The 17,883-nt window shown below is 43.0% G+C and carries 11 protein-coding genes; 3 read left to right on the top strand and 8 right to left on the bottom strand.

Annotation, left to right across the window (positions count from 1 at the left end; genetic code table 11):
* Nucleotides 1-12: 12 nt before the first annotated feature.
* The 7 genes from B2W49_RS05120 to B2W49_RS05090 form a co-directional block, all read right to left on the bottom strand.
* Nucleotides 13-1,515 (bottom strand): UvrD-helicase domain-containing protein, encoded by a 1,503-nt coding sequence (locus B2W49_RS05120; protein WP_291335147.1) that lies wholly within the window; start codon nucleotides 1,513-1,515, stop codon nucleotides 13-15.
* Between the two features lie 22 nt (nucleotides 1,516-1,537).
* Nucleotides 1,538-2,320: a bifunctional phosphoribosyl-AMP cyclohydrolase/phosphoribosyl-ATP diphosphatase HisIE gene (gene hisIE, locus B2W49_RS05115; protein ID WP_291335144.1), complete on the bottom strand. Its 783-nt coding sequence runs from the start codon at nucleotides 2,318-2,320 to the stop codon at nucleotides 1,538-1,540.
* Nucleotides 2,321-2,443: 123 nt separating this feature from the next.
* Nucleotides 2,444-3,526 (bottom strand): patatin-like phospholipase family protein, encoded by a 1,083-nt coding sequence (locus tag B2W49_RS05110; protein ID WP_291335142.1) that lies wholly within the window; start codon nucleotides 3,524-3,526, stop codon nucleotides 2,444-2,446.
* Nucleotides 3,527-3,731: 205 nt separating this feature from the next.
* A complete protein-coding gene (locus B2W49_RS05105) occupies nucleotides 3,732-5,351 on the bottom strand; it encodes an ABC1 kinase family protein (RefSeq protein WP_291335140.1) in 1,620 nt (539 codons plus the stop codon).
* A gap of 13 nt (nucleotides 5,352-5,364) precedes the next feature.
* Complete coding sequence (locus B2W49_RS05100; RefSeq protein ID WP_291335138.1) at nucleotides 5,365-6,060, bottom strand: ubiquinone biosynthesis accessory factor UbiJ; 696 nt, start codon at nucleotides 6,058-6,060, stop codon at nucleotides 5,365-5,367.
* A gap of 11 nt (nucleotides 6,061-6,071) precedes the next feature.
* Complete coding sequence (gene ubiE / locus B2W49_RS05095) at nucleotides 6,072-7,016, bottom strand: bifunctional demethylmenaquinone methyltransferase/2-methoxy-6-polyprenyl-1,4-benzoquinol methylase UbiE (protein ID WP_291335136.1); 945 nt, start codon at nucleotides 7,014-7,016, stop codon at nucleotides 6,072-6,074.
* A gap of 223 nt (nucleotides 7,017-7,239) precedes the next feature.
* On the bottom strand, nucleotides 7,240-7,944 hold the full coding sequence (locus tag B2W49_RS05090) for an FFLEELY motif protein (RefSeq protein WP_291335134.1): 705 nt from the start codon (nucleotides 7,942-7,944) through the stop codon (nucleotides 7,240-7,242).
* A gap of 191 nt (nucleotides 7,945-8,135) precedes the next feature.
* Here B2W49_RS05090 and B2W49_RS05085 point away from each other — a divergent pair, with 191 nt between their 5' ends.
* Entirely contained in the window at nucleotides 8,136-9,554 is a 1,419-nt protein-coding gene (locus tag B2W49_RS05085; protein ID WP_291335132.1) for a polyphosphate:AMP phosphotransferase, read from the top strand.
* A 50-nt stretch (nucleotides 9,555-9,604) separates the two neighbouring features.
* Here the strand turns inward: B2W49_RS05085 and B2W49_RS05080 are convergent, their stop codons facing one another.
* Nucleotides 9,605-10,114 (bottom strand): hypothetical protein, encoded by a 510-nt coding sequence (locus B2W49_RS05080; protein WP_414630581.1) that lies wholly within the window; start codon nucleotides 10,112-10,114, stop codon nucleotides 9,605-9,607.
* A gap of 226 nt (nucleotides 10,115-10,340) precedes the next feature.
* Here B2W49_RS05080 and B2W49_RS05075 point away from each other — a divergent pair, with 226 nt between their 5' ends.
* Nucleotides 10,341-14,081 carry an exodeoxyribonuclease V subunit gamma gene (locus tag B2W49_RS05075; protein ID WP_291335130.1) on the top strand — a complete coding sequence of 1,247 codons (3,741 nt, stop codon included), beginning with the start codon at nucleotides 10,341-10,343 and terminating at the stop codon, nucleotides 14,079-14,081.
* Nucleotides 14,082-14,125: 44 nt separating this feature from the next.
* Nucleotides 14,126-17,845, top strand: a complete 3,720-nt coding sequence (locus B2W49_RS05070; RefSeq protein WP_291335169.1) for a UvrD-helicase domain-containing protein — start codon at nucleotides 14,126-14,128, stop codon at nucleotides 17,843-17,845.
* The last annotated feature ends 38 nt before the right edge of the window (nucleotides 17,846-17,883 follow it).

Genomic DNA, 17,883 nt, shown 5'->3' with positions numbered 1-17,883 from the left:
CACCTTCTGCAATTACCCCACCGCTTTGCGTAACGATGTCGGCATTTTTATTTTCAGTTGTTGTACCAAATCGTAAATATGATGAATGTTTAAACTGACTTTAGCACGTGTGCATGCCACGTACAGCAATCTTAATTCTTCATCACTAATTTTATGTTCTTTGTCGTTCAGTTTAAATTGGTAATCGTCTTCAATCTGTACCCGATTCCATTCTAAACCTTTGGCTTTATGCGCTGTCGAAATAATATAGTCGGCTTGGTCAATCGGGCTGATTTTAGCCAGCGCCTGTTTGAGCGGATTAGTGCCGTGATCATCGACCAGTTTGACTAAAGGCTTAATGTCGCTGCCATCGTTGGTTTCACAATATTCATGTACATCATGCCAGGAGTTAAACCATGCCAGTTCAGGAACATCGGTCACACGTTTGCCTTGTTTTAGCATCGCGGCAGCATCCACAAAGCGGTTTAAACGCACATGGTCGGCTTGCAGACTAACTTTATCGCCGTGCACCAAACCTGCTAGTAGTAGTTCCATGGCACGGGCGTTGGTGCGGCATAAAATGGCATCGCGCATTTTGGTATGCGGTTTGTTAACCACTTTGGAATGTAATTCTGGATTGCCTAAGAGTGGCACGGTTTCGTTTAGGCCACCCAAAATGGCATTGGCAGTCAGCGCAATTTCTTCACCAAAACGGAACGATGTGGTTAGCCGTGATTCAGGCAAAGGTAATTGCTGCATGGCATTGATTGCACCACGCCAAGCATAGATTTGCTGATGCGCATCGCCCACATAAATCACTTGAGTATTACGTTGCTTGAGTAAAATGCCCAGCATGAGCGGGTCGGCATCTTGAGCTTCGTCAAACAGCACATAATCGGCAGGAATGTTGGGTTCAGACAAGGCCCAAAGTTTCAGATAAATATCGTGTCCAATGCCTGCCTGATGATTCGGATCAATCGACTCCAGCCAGCGTCGCTCTACAGCAGGATAAAGATGCTTTTGTAAGGTGTCGATGTCATCTGGATGCAACCAACTAGGTGTTTGTAAATGTCTTGGGGCAGGGTATTGCGAACTTGTCGAGCAGAAATGACTCACGGCATTGGCCACCAAGCTGGCTAAACGACTTGGCATCAACACATATTTTTCATAGCGTCCGCCCATCATGCGTCTAAGGGTAATCGGTTCTAAACGATATTCTTTGGCAATAAAACTTGGACTTAAACGTGGCAGGCGTAATTTGTCGGTGACTCCACGTGGAACGCTACGATAAGCAAGCGAGTGAAAAGTACGACAATCGACCTGACGATGAAATTTACTTTGTGCTTCTGCGGCAATGGCTTTGTTAAATGCCAAGTACATGCCACGCCGTTCAGGCATAGCATCGCTGATCATTTGTAAGGTGGTTGTTTTACCTGTGCCTGCATAGGCAATCACTTTAAAAGATTTGCCCAGACGAGCATTATCTATAGCAGTAGCTTGCTCATAGGTCGGGCGAGGCTTGGTGATCACAGACACAGATTAGGGTTGGCTTTTAATGTCAGTGGCTACGGTTGGCTTTTTCAACCAAGCCTGATAAACCTTGACGACGAGCCAATTCATTCAATACCACTTGCGGTTCAATATCGAAATAACCCAACATGACAATGCTGTGGAACCATAAATCGGCCACTTCATAAATCAGGTCATTTTTGTTGTTGGCATTGGCTTCGGTGTTGAAATCTTTGGCTGCAATAATCGCTTCCACGCTTTCTTCACCGACTTTTTCCAAAATTTTATTCAAACCTGTATGGTACAGCTTGGCTACATAAGATGAGTCAGGGTTGGCGGTTTTACGCTCGCTCATCATTTGCCCTAAATAAGCTAAAACTTCAACCTGTTCAGCTTGTGCTTTAGATTGGCTCATGGCTAAGGTGTGGGCATTGGCGGATTGTTCACCATAGATTTGATTCGGGTCTTTCAGTTGCGCATCTACAATTTCCCAACCATTCGCGGTGAGTTTACGATAAAAACAAGATTCACGTCCCGTGTGGCAGGCAATTCCACCATGTTGTTCAATTTGTAGGATAATTACATCAGCATCGCAGTCCAGACGAATTTCATGTACGGTTTGGAAGTGTCCTGATTCTTCACCTTTGTGCCACAATTTATTGCGCGAACGTGAAAAATACACCGCCTGATTTTTTTCGGCAGTTCGTGCCAAGGCTTCACGGTTCATCCACGCCACCATCAATACACGTCCTGTTTGATGATGCTGTGCAATGGCAGGCACTAATCCTTGTTCGTTAAATTTTACTTCATCGAGCCACTGCAAGTTATTCATGAGTTGTTCACCAAAATTAATTGAAATTGTATGGACGCTATTTTCTGAGCGCACAATTTTACATCGTCCCTATAGTGTACGTGATTCAGGACAATTTACCTAAATTATCTTGCCGGATTTGTACTATGAAAGCGTTTGCATAAATTGAGGGAAGTTTTGTTTTTCCACCATTTCCAGAAATTCATCGCCCAAACGCTGACTTTCTGCCACCGATTGTTTCCATAAGCGAACGCGCTGTGCTTGATCTAAACCTTTTAAAGTGAAGTCTTTTCGATCTGGCAAACGGCCTAAAGGCAAGCTACTTAAATATTCTGCCGAAGGTGACAGCAAGAGTGTACGGGCCTGATTTTCAGGATTGGCTTTACGATGCTTCAACATTTTATCGAACCAGCCTGGGGTAATGCTGTCGGTAAAGTGTGGATACAGCACGATACCCTGACTTTGATAAGGCAAATCTAGATGGTAATCAATTAATCCACCATCCCGATAACTGCCTACGGGCGCATCAGGAATGTCACGAATTGCAGACATTACCCCAGGAATAGACGCTGAGGCGAGCAACCACGGTGTGACATTTTTTTCATTTAGGGCTTGGTAATGGGTGACAAAATCATCTTTTACCATAAACTGCTGACCTTGTGCAGGTTGGCTGATGACACGTTGCATAAATAAGCGGTTATGTTTACGCGCAATGGCATTGCTGCCAATAATTCCTGCCGCAGACGCAAGCAAAGGCAAGGCTTGGTCACTTTGGAAAATATGCTGAGCTTTGACTGAAATGACCGTAAGGTGATAGTCAGGGTGTTGAATCAGTTGTTGTTGCTGTCCCTGAATCAGTTCAAACAGCATGTTTTGACAAATCTCGGCGACTTCTTGACGCGACATTTTTTTATGAAAATACAAGTTGGTGTATAAATCGGACAGGCGTTCGGTACCTTGTTTTGCACCCCAAGCTAAAATACTGGCAAAGCGCCAACTGCCAATGGAGGAACCGACCACAGTGCGGCGTTTAGGGGCTTGGGCAAAAAACTCACCAAAAATTGCTTGATCTAACCCTTGAATGCCAATGCCTTTGGGACCACCTGCTGCGCCAGGAATAATATCGACGTGTTGGGCGTGTAAGCCTTCTTGTTCAATCAGTTGGCGTGCCAGATGTCCTGCGCGAATACTGAGTGCAGGGGCACGTTTATGCAAAATCTGAGTCATGCTTGATCTATAACGCTACAAATGTGCATTAATTGTAGGCGTGGTGATTTTTACAACAATGGCGAGAGGTGTCACTTAATGACTGGTGAGTCATGCTGTGGTTTTTAGGCTGAGTCAGGGCGAATCAGCACAAAAAAAAGCCTATTTTAAACAGGATTTTAGTGTTTTTTATCAATTTATCAATTCATTATCAATACGTATGGCTTTATTTTGCCATACGCCAAATCGCCAAGAAACTTGCCAACGCGATTAAAACAATAGAGATATACCACGGTGCAATAATCGAAATGGAGAGGAAAATTGCCATAATGCTGCCAAAAATCCAGCTGCGTTTTTGCTGATGTTCCATTTGTAGACGCATGCTTTGTAATTCATGCAATTGTTTGGAATGCCAAGCCGATTGGTTTTTTAAACCATTTAAACTGTCAATCATTAAACTTGGTAAGTCTTGCGCACCCAACAACAGGTCGGGAATTTGCTGCCCAATTTCTTTAACATTTTTGACTGGATTCATGTTGGCTTTAATCCAATCCGTTAAAATTGGTTTTGCCAGTTTCCAAATGTCCAGTTCAGGGTATAAGTCTGTACCCAAGCCTTCAACATGCACCAAGGTTTTTAGTAGTAGCATTAGTTGCGGTGGAATTTCCAAATGGAAGCGACGTGCAATATCCATGACTTGAATCAGGATGCCTGCAAAGTCCAATTCATGCATCGGTTTAGACACCATTGGCCCGACAGTGCGACGCATTTCGCGGGCGAGGGCATCTTGATCTGTGCCTGGTGGGATCCAACCTGCTTGGTGCACCACTTGAATCAGCTGCATAAAGTTGCTATTCATTACCGCCAGCAACATACGTGCTACGGTCATTTGGTCATGCTTGGACAGCTCGCCCATAATCGCACAATCTAGCGCAATAAAGCGCGGATTGTTCGGATTGATGGTTTCCACAAAGACGTTGCCAGGGTGCATATCGGCATGGAAAAAGTTGTCACGGAACACTTGGGTAAAGAAAATCGTGAGGCCTTTTTCTGCCAAATCGGCGCGATCCATACCCAAACGATCAAAGGTTGCTGTGTCGGAAATCGGCACACCTGTAATGCGCTCTGCCACCATCACATCTTTACTGTCCATATAGACTTCAGGCACGTACATCATGCTTGAGCCTGTAAAGTAGTGACGCATGCGGCGCGTGTTGTCGGCTTCTAAGGTCAAATCCAGTTCGTTGAGAATAATTTGACGATAGTCCTGAATAATTTCAGATAAATGTAGAGCGCGTGCTGCTTCTAGACGTTTTTCCAGTGCTGCGCCGAGCCATTCCAAAATTTCAAAATCTTGCAGAATTTGCTGGCGAATATCGGGTCGGGTGACTTTAACTACGACTTCACGACCATCATGCAAGGCAGCGGTATGGACTTGCGCAATAGAGGCTGCTGCTAAAGGCTGTTCATCAAAACGGGCAAACAGGGTGTTGATATCTGCCTTGAGGGATTGTTGAATTCGCATTTGTGCCACGTCAGACCCAAATGGTTTGACACGGTCTTGCAGCAACACCAATTGCTGTAAAACCTCAGGTGGGATCAGGTCGCGACGTGTAGACAACAACTGACCAAGTTTAATAGCCAGTGGTCCCATGTCCTCTAAAGCCTCTTTGAGCTTCAGCGGGTTTTTACGTTCTTTACTTGACCAAGCGGCAGGATGCATGCGAATAAAACTGAGTGCATGGCGTGCCTTTTCTGGTAGTTCTTCCGCAGGAAACAACGTGTCGAGTCTATAGTGCGCGGCAATGCGCCAAAGTTCGAGTAAACGTGAAACATGCGGAATCATAAAGACTTATTCCCTAGGGTTGGGTGGAGTTTAAGGTGTCAGCAGCGGTATCTGGCTGTGCATCAAGCTGCGCTTGTAACTGTCGAATTTTGGCTTCGGCACGGTCTAAATTTTGTTGAAAAATGCGCGTGTCTTGTTGTAAGTCATCCATTTGCCAACGTGGGGCAAATAGACCACTGTCTTCTTTTAGGGCATCTTCAGCAAAGAATAAATGACTGTGCAGACTACGTTTTAAATGTTTCGGCGCAAGCTGAATTTTGCCAATTTCATGCGCCAAAGCAGGGCCAATCCACGGGCTTAAATGTGCGGCCAAGTCTGGTTCAGCCTGTTGCATAATGCGCTGAATATCTTGCAAAAGATGATAGTCACCTTGCAGGGGAATATTGCCCACTTCATCTGACAGCAACAGTTTGAGCAATTGCACCACATTCTTCACATGCAAGGTGGCCGTTGCAGGACTGATATTTTGCGCTTGATCAAACGGGCGTTGTTCAAAAATAGAAGGCTGCTCGCTGTGACCTGTTGCAGTAGGTTCTAAACGAACTTTGTTGTCATCAAAAAAGACATCTACAGAAAGCTGTGGTGAATCGAGCACCACACGCAACATTTTGCCGTGCAGTTGGTTGAGCTGGATGCGAGTAATCGCATCCAAATCAATCATATGATGAATTAGTTTCTCAACTGCACCGAGGGCAAGAATTGACCACATTGCGGTACGCCTTAGAGTTTAAAACCACGGTGAACGGCAACAATACCAGCTGTCAAGTTGTGGTAATCACAGTTTTGGAAGCCTGCGTGTTCCATCATGCCTTTTAAGGTGCGTTGATCTGGGTGCATACGAATAGATTCAGCCAAGTATTTATAGCTTTCTGAGTCGTTTGCGACAATTTTACCCATTAGCGGCAATGCTGTGAATGAATATAAGTCGTAAAGCTTAGAGAACGGTTCAAATACTGGTTTTGAAAATTCTAAAATCAATAAACGACCACCTGGCTTGAGTACACGGTACATTGCTGCCAAAGCCGCATCTTTATCGGTCACGTTACGTAAACCAAATGAAATGGTCAGCAAGTCAAAGCTGTTGTCTTCAAATGGTTCTAAAGTTTCAGCATTCGCCAACACGAAATCGACATTGGTACAGCCTGCATCAATTAGACGGTCACGCCCAACATTCAGCATAGATTCGTTAATATCTGACAGTACCACATGACCTGTAGGGCCAACTTCACGGCTAAAGACTTTGGCTAAGTCACCTGTACCGCCTGCAATATCGAGTACGCGCTGACCACGACGTACACCAGACATATTAATCGCAAAACGTTTCCATAAGCGGTGAATACCAAATGACATTAAGTCATTCATAATGTCATATTTGTTCGCAACCGAGTGGAAGACTTCAGCGACTTTCTGGGCCTTATCTTCACTGCTAACAGTTTGATAGCCGAAGTGTGTGGTTGCACCGACATTGCCTGTATTGGCACCGCGTGGCAAATTATATTTTGGCACTGAACCTGTGACAGGTGTATCTGTTAACTTTTGTTCTAAAGATTGTTGCTGACCTTGTGGAGCGCCTTGCGGTAGAGGTTCGGTTAAGAATGGACTCACTTTGTCTGTTGGTTGTGCCGACTCGGGAGTAGCGGTAGGCGTTTGATTTTCATTCGACATTGGAGTCACTCCTCAGGATAAAAGACTTAAGGCTGCAGTGCATGCATGATGACAGATTCTAAGCACTTGTACAGTAATCATCATGCAATTGTTATGAATAATATACAGAAAAAATCAAATAGTGCGCTAGCCATGCATGGAATTGTTGGCTATTTCACAGAATGAGGAATTCTTCTGCTTGAGCTGACAGATGGCTTAAAGATCAACTGAGTAAACATGACTACTATTGAAAGGGGTGTAAGTCACCTGCATGTACTTTGGCAATAATTTCCCGCTCTGAGGCAGTAAATTGTTTCACAAATTTCTCTGCAGACTTTAATGGTTTCATGGCTAAAAAGCCATCTTGCATAAACTCATACATAATTTGAAAACTGTATTTTTGCGCTGCGCCTTTACACATTTTAAAAGCGGTATAGACCACAAAAGAGCGCATATATTTATCTAGGTTTTTACCCAGTTCATCTAACATATTTAGTTGCTTTAAGCGCGCTTCGCCCTGATCAAGCTTTAAATAAGTCAGACGCATCATCTCATCATTTAAAGGCATATTTTCAGGATAGTCTTGTAGCAATTGTATCGCGACTTGTTCATCTAACTGCACTGCTAAAATCGCCAAACTCACCCCAGATGTCCCTGTTTTGATTGCATTTTCAGGAATGATTTTTTCAGCTTTGTGTGCATATTTCAGTAGGCGGGCAATTTGACCTGCCAAAGCATCAAAATCTGGGCCGCCATATAAGCGGTTTAAGAAATATTCAGCCATCAAGACATTGTGCTTTTCGGCAAACTGTGTGGCATGGGTGCGTTGCATACGCTGCTTTTGCCATGCTTGCACATCTTGTAAGCGTTGAAAAAGCACAGGGTTTTTATGATATTCAAATTGATAATACAGTTCTAATAGCTCATCTAATGCAGCAAGTTTAGACATAGGGTGTCTCATGATTGAGTTGAATGGGCAAATCTTAATGTGAGTTTGATCTCGTCGCTATGACAAATTGCACAGAATTCCAAACGGCAAAGGTCAGTGTCTGAGATTAATCTACAAAAATATGCGAAAAGTTGTTAAAAAAAGGGTCGATATTCGTATACTGATGCAATAACACAAGAACAGAGCAGATGATGTCAAAAGCAAATACTGAATTTAAACTCATGGAAGAAGAACAACTTTCAGTCGAGCTCATTGAAGCCCAATATGCTTTAAAAAATACCAAAGGTGAAAAAAATGCCAAAAGTTTACTGATTTTAGTGAGCGGTATTGAATTGGCGGGTAAAGGTGAGGCGGTTAAACAATTAAGAGAATGGGTCGATCCGCGTTATTTAAGGGTAAAAGCCGATGCGCCACATCCGTTTAATCCCAAACAGGTATTTTGGCAGCCTTATGCACGTTTTATTCCTGCCGAAGGTCAAATAATGCTGATGTTTGGCAATTGGTATAGTGACTTATTAAGCACAGCCATGCATGTGTCCAAACAAATTGATGACACGATGTTTGATAATTATGTCGAAAAAATGCGTGCTTACGAAGAAGACTTAAAAAACAACCATGTGGATGTCATTAAAATCTGGTTCGACTTGTCGTGGAAATCACTACAAAAACGGCTGGATGATATGGAGCCGAGCGAAGTGCATTGGCATAAATTGCACGGTTTGGATTGGCGCAATAAAAAACAATATGACAACATACAGAAGCTGCGCCAACGCTTTACCGATGACTGGATTATGATTGATTGCGAAGATGAAACCATCCGTGATCAGCAATTTGCACAGCATATTTTACGTGCATTACAGCATTGTCCTGTGCATCCAACCAGCTCTGGCATTACTTGGCAGCCTGCAGAAATTCCTGAAGTTTTGCTTAATCCTGTATCTGAATCGGTCAATGATGATGACTATAAAGCAGAGTTAAAGAAACTCACTAAAAAAGTGGCAGATGCACTGCGTTTTGATAACCGTAATGTCAGCCTTGTTTTTGAAGGAATGGACGCAGCAGGCAAAGGCGGCGCGATTAAACGGATTGTAAAAAAACTGGATCCGCGTGAATACGAAATTTATACCATTAGCGCCCCTGAAGCCTTTGAAATCAGCCGTCCTTATTTGTGGCGTTTTTGGACGAAAATTCTGCCTGAAGAAAAAATCAATATTTTTGACCGTTCTTGGTATGGGCGGGTATTGGTGGAACGTGTAGAAAGTTTGATTAGTCCACTGGAATGGCAGCGTGCCTATGACGAAATCAACCGCTTTGAACAAGACTTAAATGACCATCAAACTGTCGTGATCAAATTTTGGTTAGCCATTAGTAAAGATGAGCAAGAGCTGCGTTTCAAAGCACGTCAGGAAACTGCACATAAGCGTTTTAAAATTACAGATGAAGATTGGCGTAACCGCAGCCGTTGGGATGATTATTTGGTGGCTGCGGCAGATATGCTGCAACGTACCAGTACTGAATATGCACCGTGGCACATCATTCCGAGTAATGACAAAAAAGCAGCACGTTTGGAAATTTTAAGAACTATCTTAAAACAACTCAAGGCAGAATAATCTGCCTTGAGGATGCAAAGTCTGTGTGTTGAGTCAGTTTGATTTGAAAATTAAGCATTCACAACTTTAGCTTGTTTGAGCTGAATGCTTTTTGCCAGTTTATAGCTTTCTTCAACATGCGTTTCGGCAATTTTTTTCATAATAAAATAACCTAAACCTGCAGCCACCATTTGTCCACCCAATGGAATAAACTTGGTGACTTGTTTGGCGATGTACTTGGCTGCGACATTATTCAGGGATTTTTTTACTGCAGTGCGCGCTACGACTAAACCTGAAAATTCCACACCGCGTTTACGCAATTCGCTCCAGTGGACTTTTCGGGTTTCAGGATCGTACACACTGACTTGCTCAGGAGATAAGCCAAAACGTGCATTAATTTCTGGAACCAGTTGCGACAATATGCCCACATCAATCACGACGTCCAAAAATGGCACAGGAATGACGGCTGCACCTGCAGAGAAATAGGCACGTTTTTTGACCAGTTCTAGGCATTCTGCGCGAATCATTTCCAAGTCTAGGCTTGGATCAATGCTATCTGGAATTGTCTCTCTTTTTATCATAGGTACAACCTTAAAATGGCGAATAATTGTATGCTGTTTGCTGAATAAAACCACTTTATTCAAAGCACTTTTTGAAAAAAGTAGGCAATAAAAGTATGCTTGTAAAGTGGCATATACCATTGTAAGTGTATAGCCAATAATCTTTATTTTTTGTTGTACTTGGGGCGAGTGATAGATCAACCGCCTTCTCGTACTTTCTTCTTTAAAATAAATTAAAGGACAGCTTATGGCGATTCATGTCATACAAAGCCAACGTATAGAAATTTTAGTCAATGAAATGCTGAAAACCATACGTCAACCGACATCGAATCCGCTTCAGGTACTACAAACCCAGCATTTTATTGTACCTTCGCTGGCTGTAGAAAAATGGCTAACGGAAAAAATTGCTGAACAAAAAGGCATTAGTGCAAATACTGAATTTCATCATCGTATTCGTGCCTTTCAATGGGCGGCTTATCAGGCAGTTTTAGATGATAAAGATCGGGTTCGTCAGGCAAATATTCCCCGTATTGTGATGCAATGGCGTGTGTTTTATGACTTGCAACCGTGGATTCAACATGAACAAAACCCATTGCCTGCCGAACATGATTTACATGGTTTGATCCAGCGGATTTATGACAGTGCAGAGCAACTGCCACAAGGTTTAGAAAAGCAGCTTAAAAAACAAAATATGCTGTATTGGGTGGCAGATAAAGTTTCACGTTTATTTAGCAACTACATGGTTTATCGTGGTTTTTGTCAACAAGGCTGTGAGGGTGTTTGCCAGTGCCAAAGCAATTGGTTGGCGGTTTGGGGGCAGCAGAAACGTCTGAATTTAAAGCAGCAAATTTATACCCCTAAAAACTTTGCGAGTGAAGAAGAAAAACAAGCAGCATTAGAAATTTACGCATTCACTCAAGCGCAAGCCGAAGAATTAGAGCAATGGCAAAGTTGGTTGTGGTCGCATATTTTCCATGCCGATTTCAAAAAAATGCAGGAGATTGACCAGCAATTTTGGCAAGCCTTGGGCGATCCTGAAAATCCAAATGCATGTATTAACAAATTACCCAAACAGTTGGTGATTTTTACCTTATTAGACTTGCCGCCAAGCCAGTTATTGTTTATTCGCCGTTTGGCGCAGTATATGGATATTTTTATTCTGCATTACAACCCATCGCAAGAATATTGGGCAGACATGGTCGATCCTAAATGGAAATTAAACATGGATGCGCGAATCAAAAGTCGTTTTATTCGTGAGATGGAAAGTCAAAATAAAACGGTAAGTGATGATGATATTACCGCATATATCAAAAAATATAATGGTGAATTTAATGCTGATATTCGCGAGTCACATCATCCCTTGCTAACGCGTTTTGGTAAACAGGCGCGAGATCACTTTTCATTGTTGGCGGCGTTATCGAGTGGTGACGAAGGTGAGTGGTACGATCTTTTCCCTGAAGAAGAGCCGCAACATTTACTTGGTAAAATTCAATCTGATGTGTTGAATTTGGTTGAGCCAACCGCGCAGGCGTACGACTTAGACCCTGCCGATGAGTCACTGCAGATTCATGTGTGTCATTCAAGTTTACGTCAGCTTGAGGTACTCAAAGATCGTTTAATTGCATGGCTAGGGCAAGATGACAGCCGCCAAGCCAGTGATATTTTGGTGTTGAGTCCGAAACTCAAAGAACAAGAGTCTTTAATTCGCAGCGTATTTGCTGCACCGCCAAGTGAGCGTGATCTTTATCAGAAAGGACAACACAAAGCACAGCAGAATCAAGCCGCTTTAGGGCATCAACTCAGTCAAGACAGTGTGTATTTGCCTATTCAAATTGCAGGCATCAGCTCTTTAGATATTCATAATGCATGGCGTGCAGTGGTTGGCCGTATCACGTTGGTACAAGGACGTTTTAGCTTTGAGGAATTTGGCGACTGGTTGAGTTTGGCTGCGACACAACAGCGTTATGCCTTGAATTTAAACAATATCGAGCGCATGAATGAGTTGTTAGCCAATGCAGGTTTTAAACGTGGTTTGGATGCCGAGCATTTAAAACGTAGCCTGAGTGCTGATGATCAAGATTATCGGTTTAGCTTAAAGTTTGCTTTAGATCGTTTGGCTTTGGGTGTTGCAGTGCCAGAGCATTGCGTGGTTCAGCACACTTTAAGTTATGCTGATGTGCAAAGCAGTGATTTTGAATTGATCTTTAAACTGATTCAAATTTATCAGGATTTTGCACAGCGCCGTGATTGGCTGATTCAGCATGAATTGGGGCAAGCCAAAACGGTGGAATATTGGCTCAAGCAACTGATGCAAGACTTGAGTGAGTTTCAAGATGCAGGGGTAGATGTGTTGGCATCCGTGTTTAGTTTGGTGCAAAAACATGACCGTATGTTGACCTTAGCCAGTTATTTTGATGCGCAACCGGGTCAAGATTTGCGCCATTTAAGCTTACCGCTGGATTATATTCTGCAAGAAATCTCTGCCCAGCTCGAAACCCAACTCGAACAAGCCAGTCCATCGGGTGCCATTACCTTTAGCCAAATTGGTGCAATTCGTCCACTGCCATATAAGCTGATTGTGATGTTGAATTTGGACAATGGCTTGTTCCCAAGTCGTGATCAGCAATTGGCTTTCGATTTGATGCAATTATTAAAACCACAACTCGGAGATCGTTCACGTATTGAGGATGATCAGGGGGCGTTTTTAGACAGTTTATTGTTGGCGCAAGACAGTGTTTGGTTATTTTATAACGGTTTTGATGTCAGCGATGGCGAGGTGCGTGATCCATCCGTGGTGGTGCAGGAATTTGTGCAGCATTTGGCATTGATTGTGAAACATCCCGATGGCGCTAGCGATTCACGCTTAAATTTGAATGGTGTTGAGATTCCTGCACAATTGAAATCTTTATATTATTTACATAGTTTGCAACCTTTCGATCAGCTACGTTTTGCCGAAAGCCGTGAAGTTCGCTTTAAAGATCAATGGTATCGGGTTGCCAAACAAATGCAGCAAGAAACCACACCACGTGAAGCATGGTTTGGTGAATATCCATTATTGCCGCAAGACGTGGTGGTGTTAGACAGCATGCAATGGATTCGTGATGTGTGTTTCCCTGCGCGTGCCTATTTAAAAGCGATTGGAGTCGAAAACTTACAGTCCGACACTGCAGTAATGAACCACGAACCGTTGATTTTAAATGGTTTGGAAAAATATAGTGTGCGTGATTTTTTACTGCAACACGGTGAGCAAGATGCAGAAATCTTGTTGCAAGATACCTTGCCTGTGGGCAAAACCTTAAATGCCACGTTTAAAACGGGACTGCAAGAACAGCAATATTTACGTGACACACTCCAGCAGTTTACAGATGAAGCAACCACAACAACGCAACAGCTTTGGAAAATGAATCCGCATTTGCATATTCGCATTCAAGTGCCTGAACAGCCGACAAAGCTTTGGTGTAGCGTGGTGGCAGCAAGTGCCAGACCAAAAAAATATGCCGAAGTATGGTTGGAATATCTGTTCTGGGTGGCTTATCAGAACACAGAACAGCAAGATTTAGAACGGATTGTGGTGTGTAAAGATGCAGTGATTCATTTTGCCAATATCAATGCACAGCAAGCACACGAGTATTTAGCCCAATGGTTTGAGTTCTGGAAACATGCACAGCAATATCCTGTGTTATTGCCTGCGGCTTTAGTTTTAAAAATGACAGATAAAAAAGAATTTGAAATTCAGTGGGATGAAGCTCAGCCCGATCAGGTTTTGAATATGGAAAGTTTTGTAAAATATTGGCATGGCGGCGCTAGGAGGAGCTTTATTGATGAAAATGAGAAAAATCACCCAGACTGGTCATTTATTTTTCAAGACAGTGAAACTGAACCGTTGTTGATTGAGGCGTTTCAGCAATATAGCCATCGACTGTATCAGCCCATCATTGAAAATTATGAATCTGTGAAAAATCTTCAAAAACAAGGGGAATCTGCGTGAACTCATCTTGCCCATTCCCAATTTGTTATGACCCAATTCAAGAGATGCAATTTAAAGGCTTACATTGGATTGAAGCATCGGCAGGTACGGGTAAAACCTATACTTTATCGAGTTTGATGGTGCGAATTTTCCTGAAAGATTATTTGCCTAATCAGGTGATTGCGACCACATTTACCCGTGCCGCAGCAGCCGAGCTCAAAAGTCGTATTCGTGCACGTTTACTTGAAACCCAACAATATATCGACCAGTGTTTAAACCAGTCTTTAGATCAGCGCGCCCTTGCAGAGAAAATTGCACAACTACAAGATCCTTTACTCAAACATGTTCTGCAGGAGTATCGCTTAAAACTGGACTATGCCAGTTCACGTTTGAAGTTGGTGATTGCACAACTCGATGAATTATTTGTAGGAACGTTGGATAGCTTTAGCCAAAAATTATTGCGTGAATTTTCCTTTGAAAGCGGCAAAATTGAGCGCGCCAATATTACCGACCAAGCATCGGTCTATAGCGAACAATTGCTACATGATGTGCTGCGAGAATGGATTCAGTCACAGCCTCAGCACGTTGTGGACTATATGCTGTTATGTGGGCGGTTGAAATCGGCAACCGACTACCAGGATCTGGTCAATACCAGTTTGAATTTTGCATCGGCAGAGATTCAGGGCATAGATCAGGCACAATTGGAGGTACAAGATTTAGCAGAGGCGTTGCAGAATTTAACCAGTATCACCATCACGCAAATTGAAGAATTAAAAGAATATTATGATGGTGAATATAGCTTTAATTTTTCCCATTATGTCGCGGGGAGTGACAAGAAGGGGTTGCAGCCACTATTTACAGTGACTTTGCCAAAACTGATTGAAAAAATTAAGCATAATCCTTTAGAACATTATTTTAATTCACATCTTGCTGCATTATTTAATGCGGTCTTTGCACTATATTTGAACCAAGACGGTAAGCTCAGAAAATCAATTTTTAACAAAGCGAAAGCACCATGTACGCAAGAGGTGCAAGATGCTTTTTTTGATCATCCTGTAATCCGAAAAATTAAAGCAGTGGTGGATGCCAAACTTAATTTTGAGCGTCAAATTGAATTGGTGGATACCAATTTAAAATTCTATTTGGTACAACACGTCAAACAGCGTTTACCACAACTTTTACAGCAAAAAGGGGAAACCACTTTTTCCCAACAAATACGCAGCTTAGCCGAAGCTTTGCAGGGAGAACGCGGGCAGCGTTTTGCGCAGTTTGTGCATACCCGTTATCCACTGATTTTGGTGGATGAGTTTCAGGACACCAACCAAGATCAAGACGACATGCTGGCGCAAATTTGGCGTAATCCAAAGTGGTATATGCGCGGTTGTATGATTATGGTGGGCGATCCTAAGCAGGCGATTTATGGTTTTCGCGGTGGCGATATGCTGACCTATAACAATGCCCGTGATGACGTGCTGAAAAAACAAGGTCGCATTTACTCACTCAGACAAAATCATCGTTCAGTGAAAGAGTTGGTCTGTGTGGTGGATGAGCTATTTCAACGCCAACCCGCTTTTGGTGAGAAGGTGACTTATGAACCAGTGATTGCAGGTTCACGTCCTCATCCAGCTTTAATGGATCGGCAACAGGTCAATCCTGCACCGCTGCGTTGGGTGACGGTGGAACATGATCAGGATGAATCCATTCAAATTGCATGGAAAATTCGCGCGTTATTAAATCAAGGTATTGCAGGTGATTTATATTTTGATCATGCTGCAGGCAAAGTGGCTTTGCAAGCTGATGATATTGCCATTTTATCGACCAGTCATCAAAAGCTTGATCAAGCCCAATACGAGCTTGAACGAATTGGAATTCAGGTCAATAGAAGTAGTCAGCGCAGTGTTTTTACAGGCTTTTTAGCCAAAGATGTGGCGGCAATTTTAACTGCAATTTTACATCCTTATGATGAAGCCAAGGTAAAGCGTGCCTTGCTGACACGTTTGTTGGGCTATAACCTGCAACAGTTGATTGAACTTGAGCAACAAGGTTTGGGTCAGTTTATTTATGACTTCGATTGTATTCGTGAAATGTGGGTCAATAAAGGCTTTTTAACCGCATGGAATTACTGTCTGAACTTATTTAAAGTTTGGGAAAACCTGGTGGCAAAACGCAGTTTTGACAATGAACGGCATGTGGTGAATTTACGCCATTTAACCGAATTACTGAGTCGTCAAAGTGAACGCCATCAAGGGGCTTATATGCTGTATTACTGGTATTTACAGCAAGTTGAATCTCCTGCCAAACGCGACTGGGAAATTGAGCGAAAGCTTTCCAATGCGGCAGGCGTGAAACTGATGACCATTCACCAGTCCAAAGGCTTAGAATTTAAAGTCGTGTTTTTGATGTCGGCAGATCAGCAGCCCAAATCTGACAAGTCTGCTTTGGTGTTTGCAACGCAGGAAGCGCAAGGCATTGAGCAACGCATCCTAGCCATTAAACATAAAAACATCGATGCCACAGCAACGCAGCAGCACAGTGAGCGCCGTTTGGCAGAGTTGAATCGGCTTTGGTATGTGGCATTGACACGTGCCAGCTATCGGGTCTATGCAATGCTGAAACAGCCTGCACCAGCGAAAGAAGGTAAAAAAGAGGCGGCACCCAAATCCGCTGGTTTAAATGTTTGGCGTTTAAAAGCGCCAAGTTCAGCAGAAATTGCTGCAGCGTGGAGTTGTGATGAAGCGCCTCTGCCGCAATTGGCGGTAGCATTACAGCTCGAACAAGTGCAAGAAATTAAGATTGAAGCCGCAGATTTTCCGCAGCGTCGCTTTTATCCACGGACCAAAACCAGTTTTAGTGGCTTGGCACAACATTTGCCTGCCGCTATGCGTAGCGATACTTTGGCATTGTCAAGCGAGGAGCAGGCTGCCGCTGCCGATGAAATCAATCAGGAATCTGTTGACGTGGAACAGGAAGTTGTACATGTGGCTCAACCGATTGCATGGATCAAAGCTAATTTTCAGCGGGGTACTCAAGCGGGGAGTTTTTTACATAAACTCTTCGAATATATCGACTTTCAAGCCAGTCATGACAATATTTTAGAAGAAGTTAAACGCCGTTTTCATAACGACAAAGAGTTTAATTCCGATGTGTTATTGGCAGACTTGATGGCAAAACTCGACACTGCCAAAGGCAGCGCGACTGTGCAGGAAGCAGATATTTTTGCGCACATGACCGAGTGGCTGTTGGACGTGTTGAATACTCCTTTGCACGATACTTTCCAGCTTTCAGCCTTATCTACTGCACATTATTTATCAGAGTTTCCATTCTATTTGGCGTTGGCAGATCAGCGTTTATTTATTCAAGCGATTCAGCAATTGTTTGAAGATGTGGGTCGTCCTATTCAAGATTTAAATGAAGCCGCTACTGCTCGTTATCTGACAGGTTCAATCGACTTGGTTTATTTTGATGGTCAGCGTTATCACATTGCTGACTATAAGAGTAATTATTTGGGTGCCGATCAGCGCGATTATGAAAAAACCAATCTTGAACGCAATATGACCCAATCGAGTTATTGGTTACAAGCGGCCTTGTACTTGGTGGCATTGCACCGTTATTTAGGCAGTCGTTTGCAAAATTATGATATTCGGCAACATTTGGGTGGAGCCAGCTATTTGTATTTGCGTGGTATGCAGGGGCAAGCAGGGCAAGGGGTTTGTTACTGGCAGCCAGATGCGGAATTTATTCTGCAATTAGATCAGATATTGGGTTATTTTGAACTTAAAAAATAAGGCTAAGTCAGCTTATCGACTTAATAAAACAATTGCTT

Origin of the sequence: Acinetobacter sp. UBA801, from assembly GCA_002296655.1 — a bacterium.
Classification (GTDB): Bacteria; Pseudomonadota; Gammaproteobacteria; order Pseudomonadales; family Moraxellaceae; genus Acinetobacter.
This window is presented reverse-complemented; position numbering and strand designations above follow the sequence as displayed.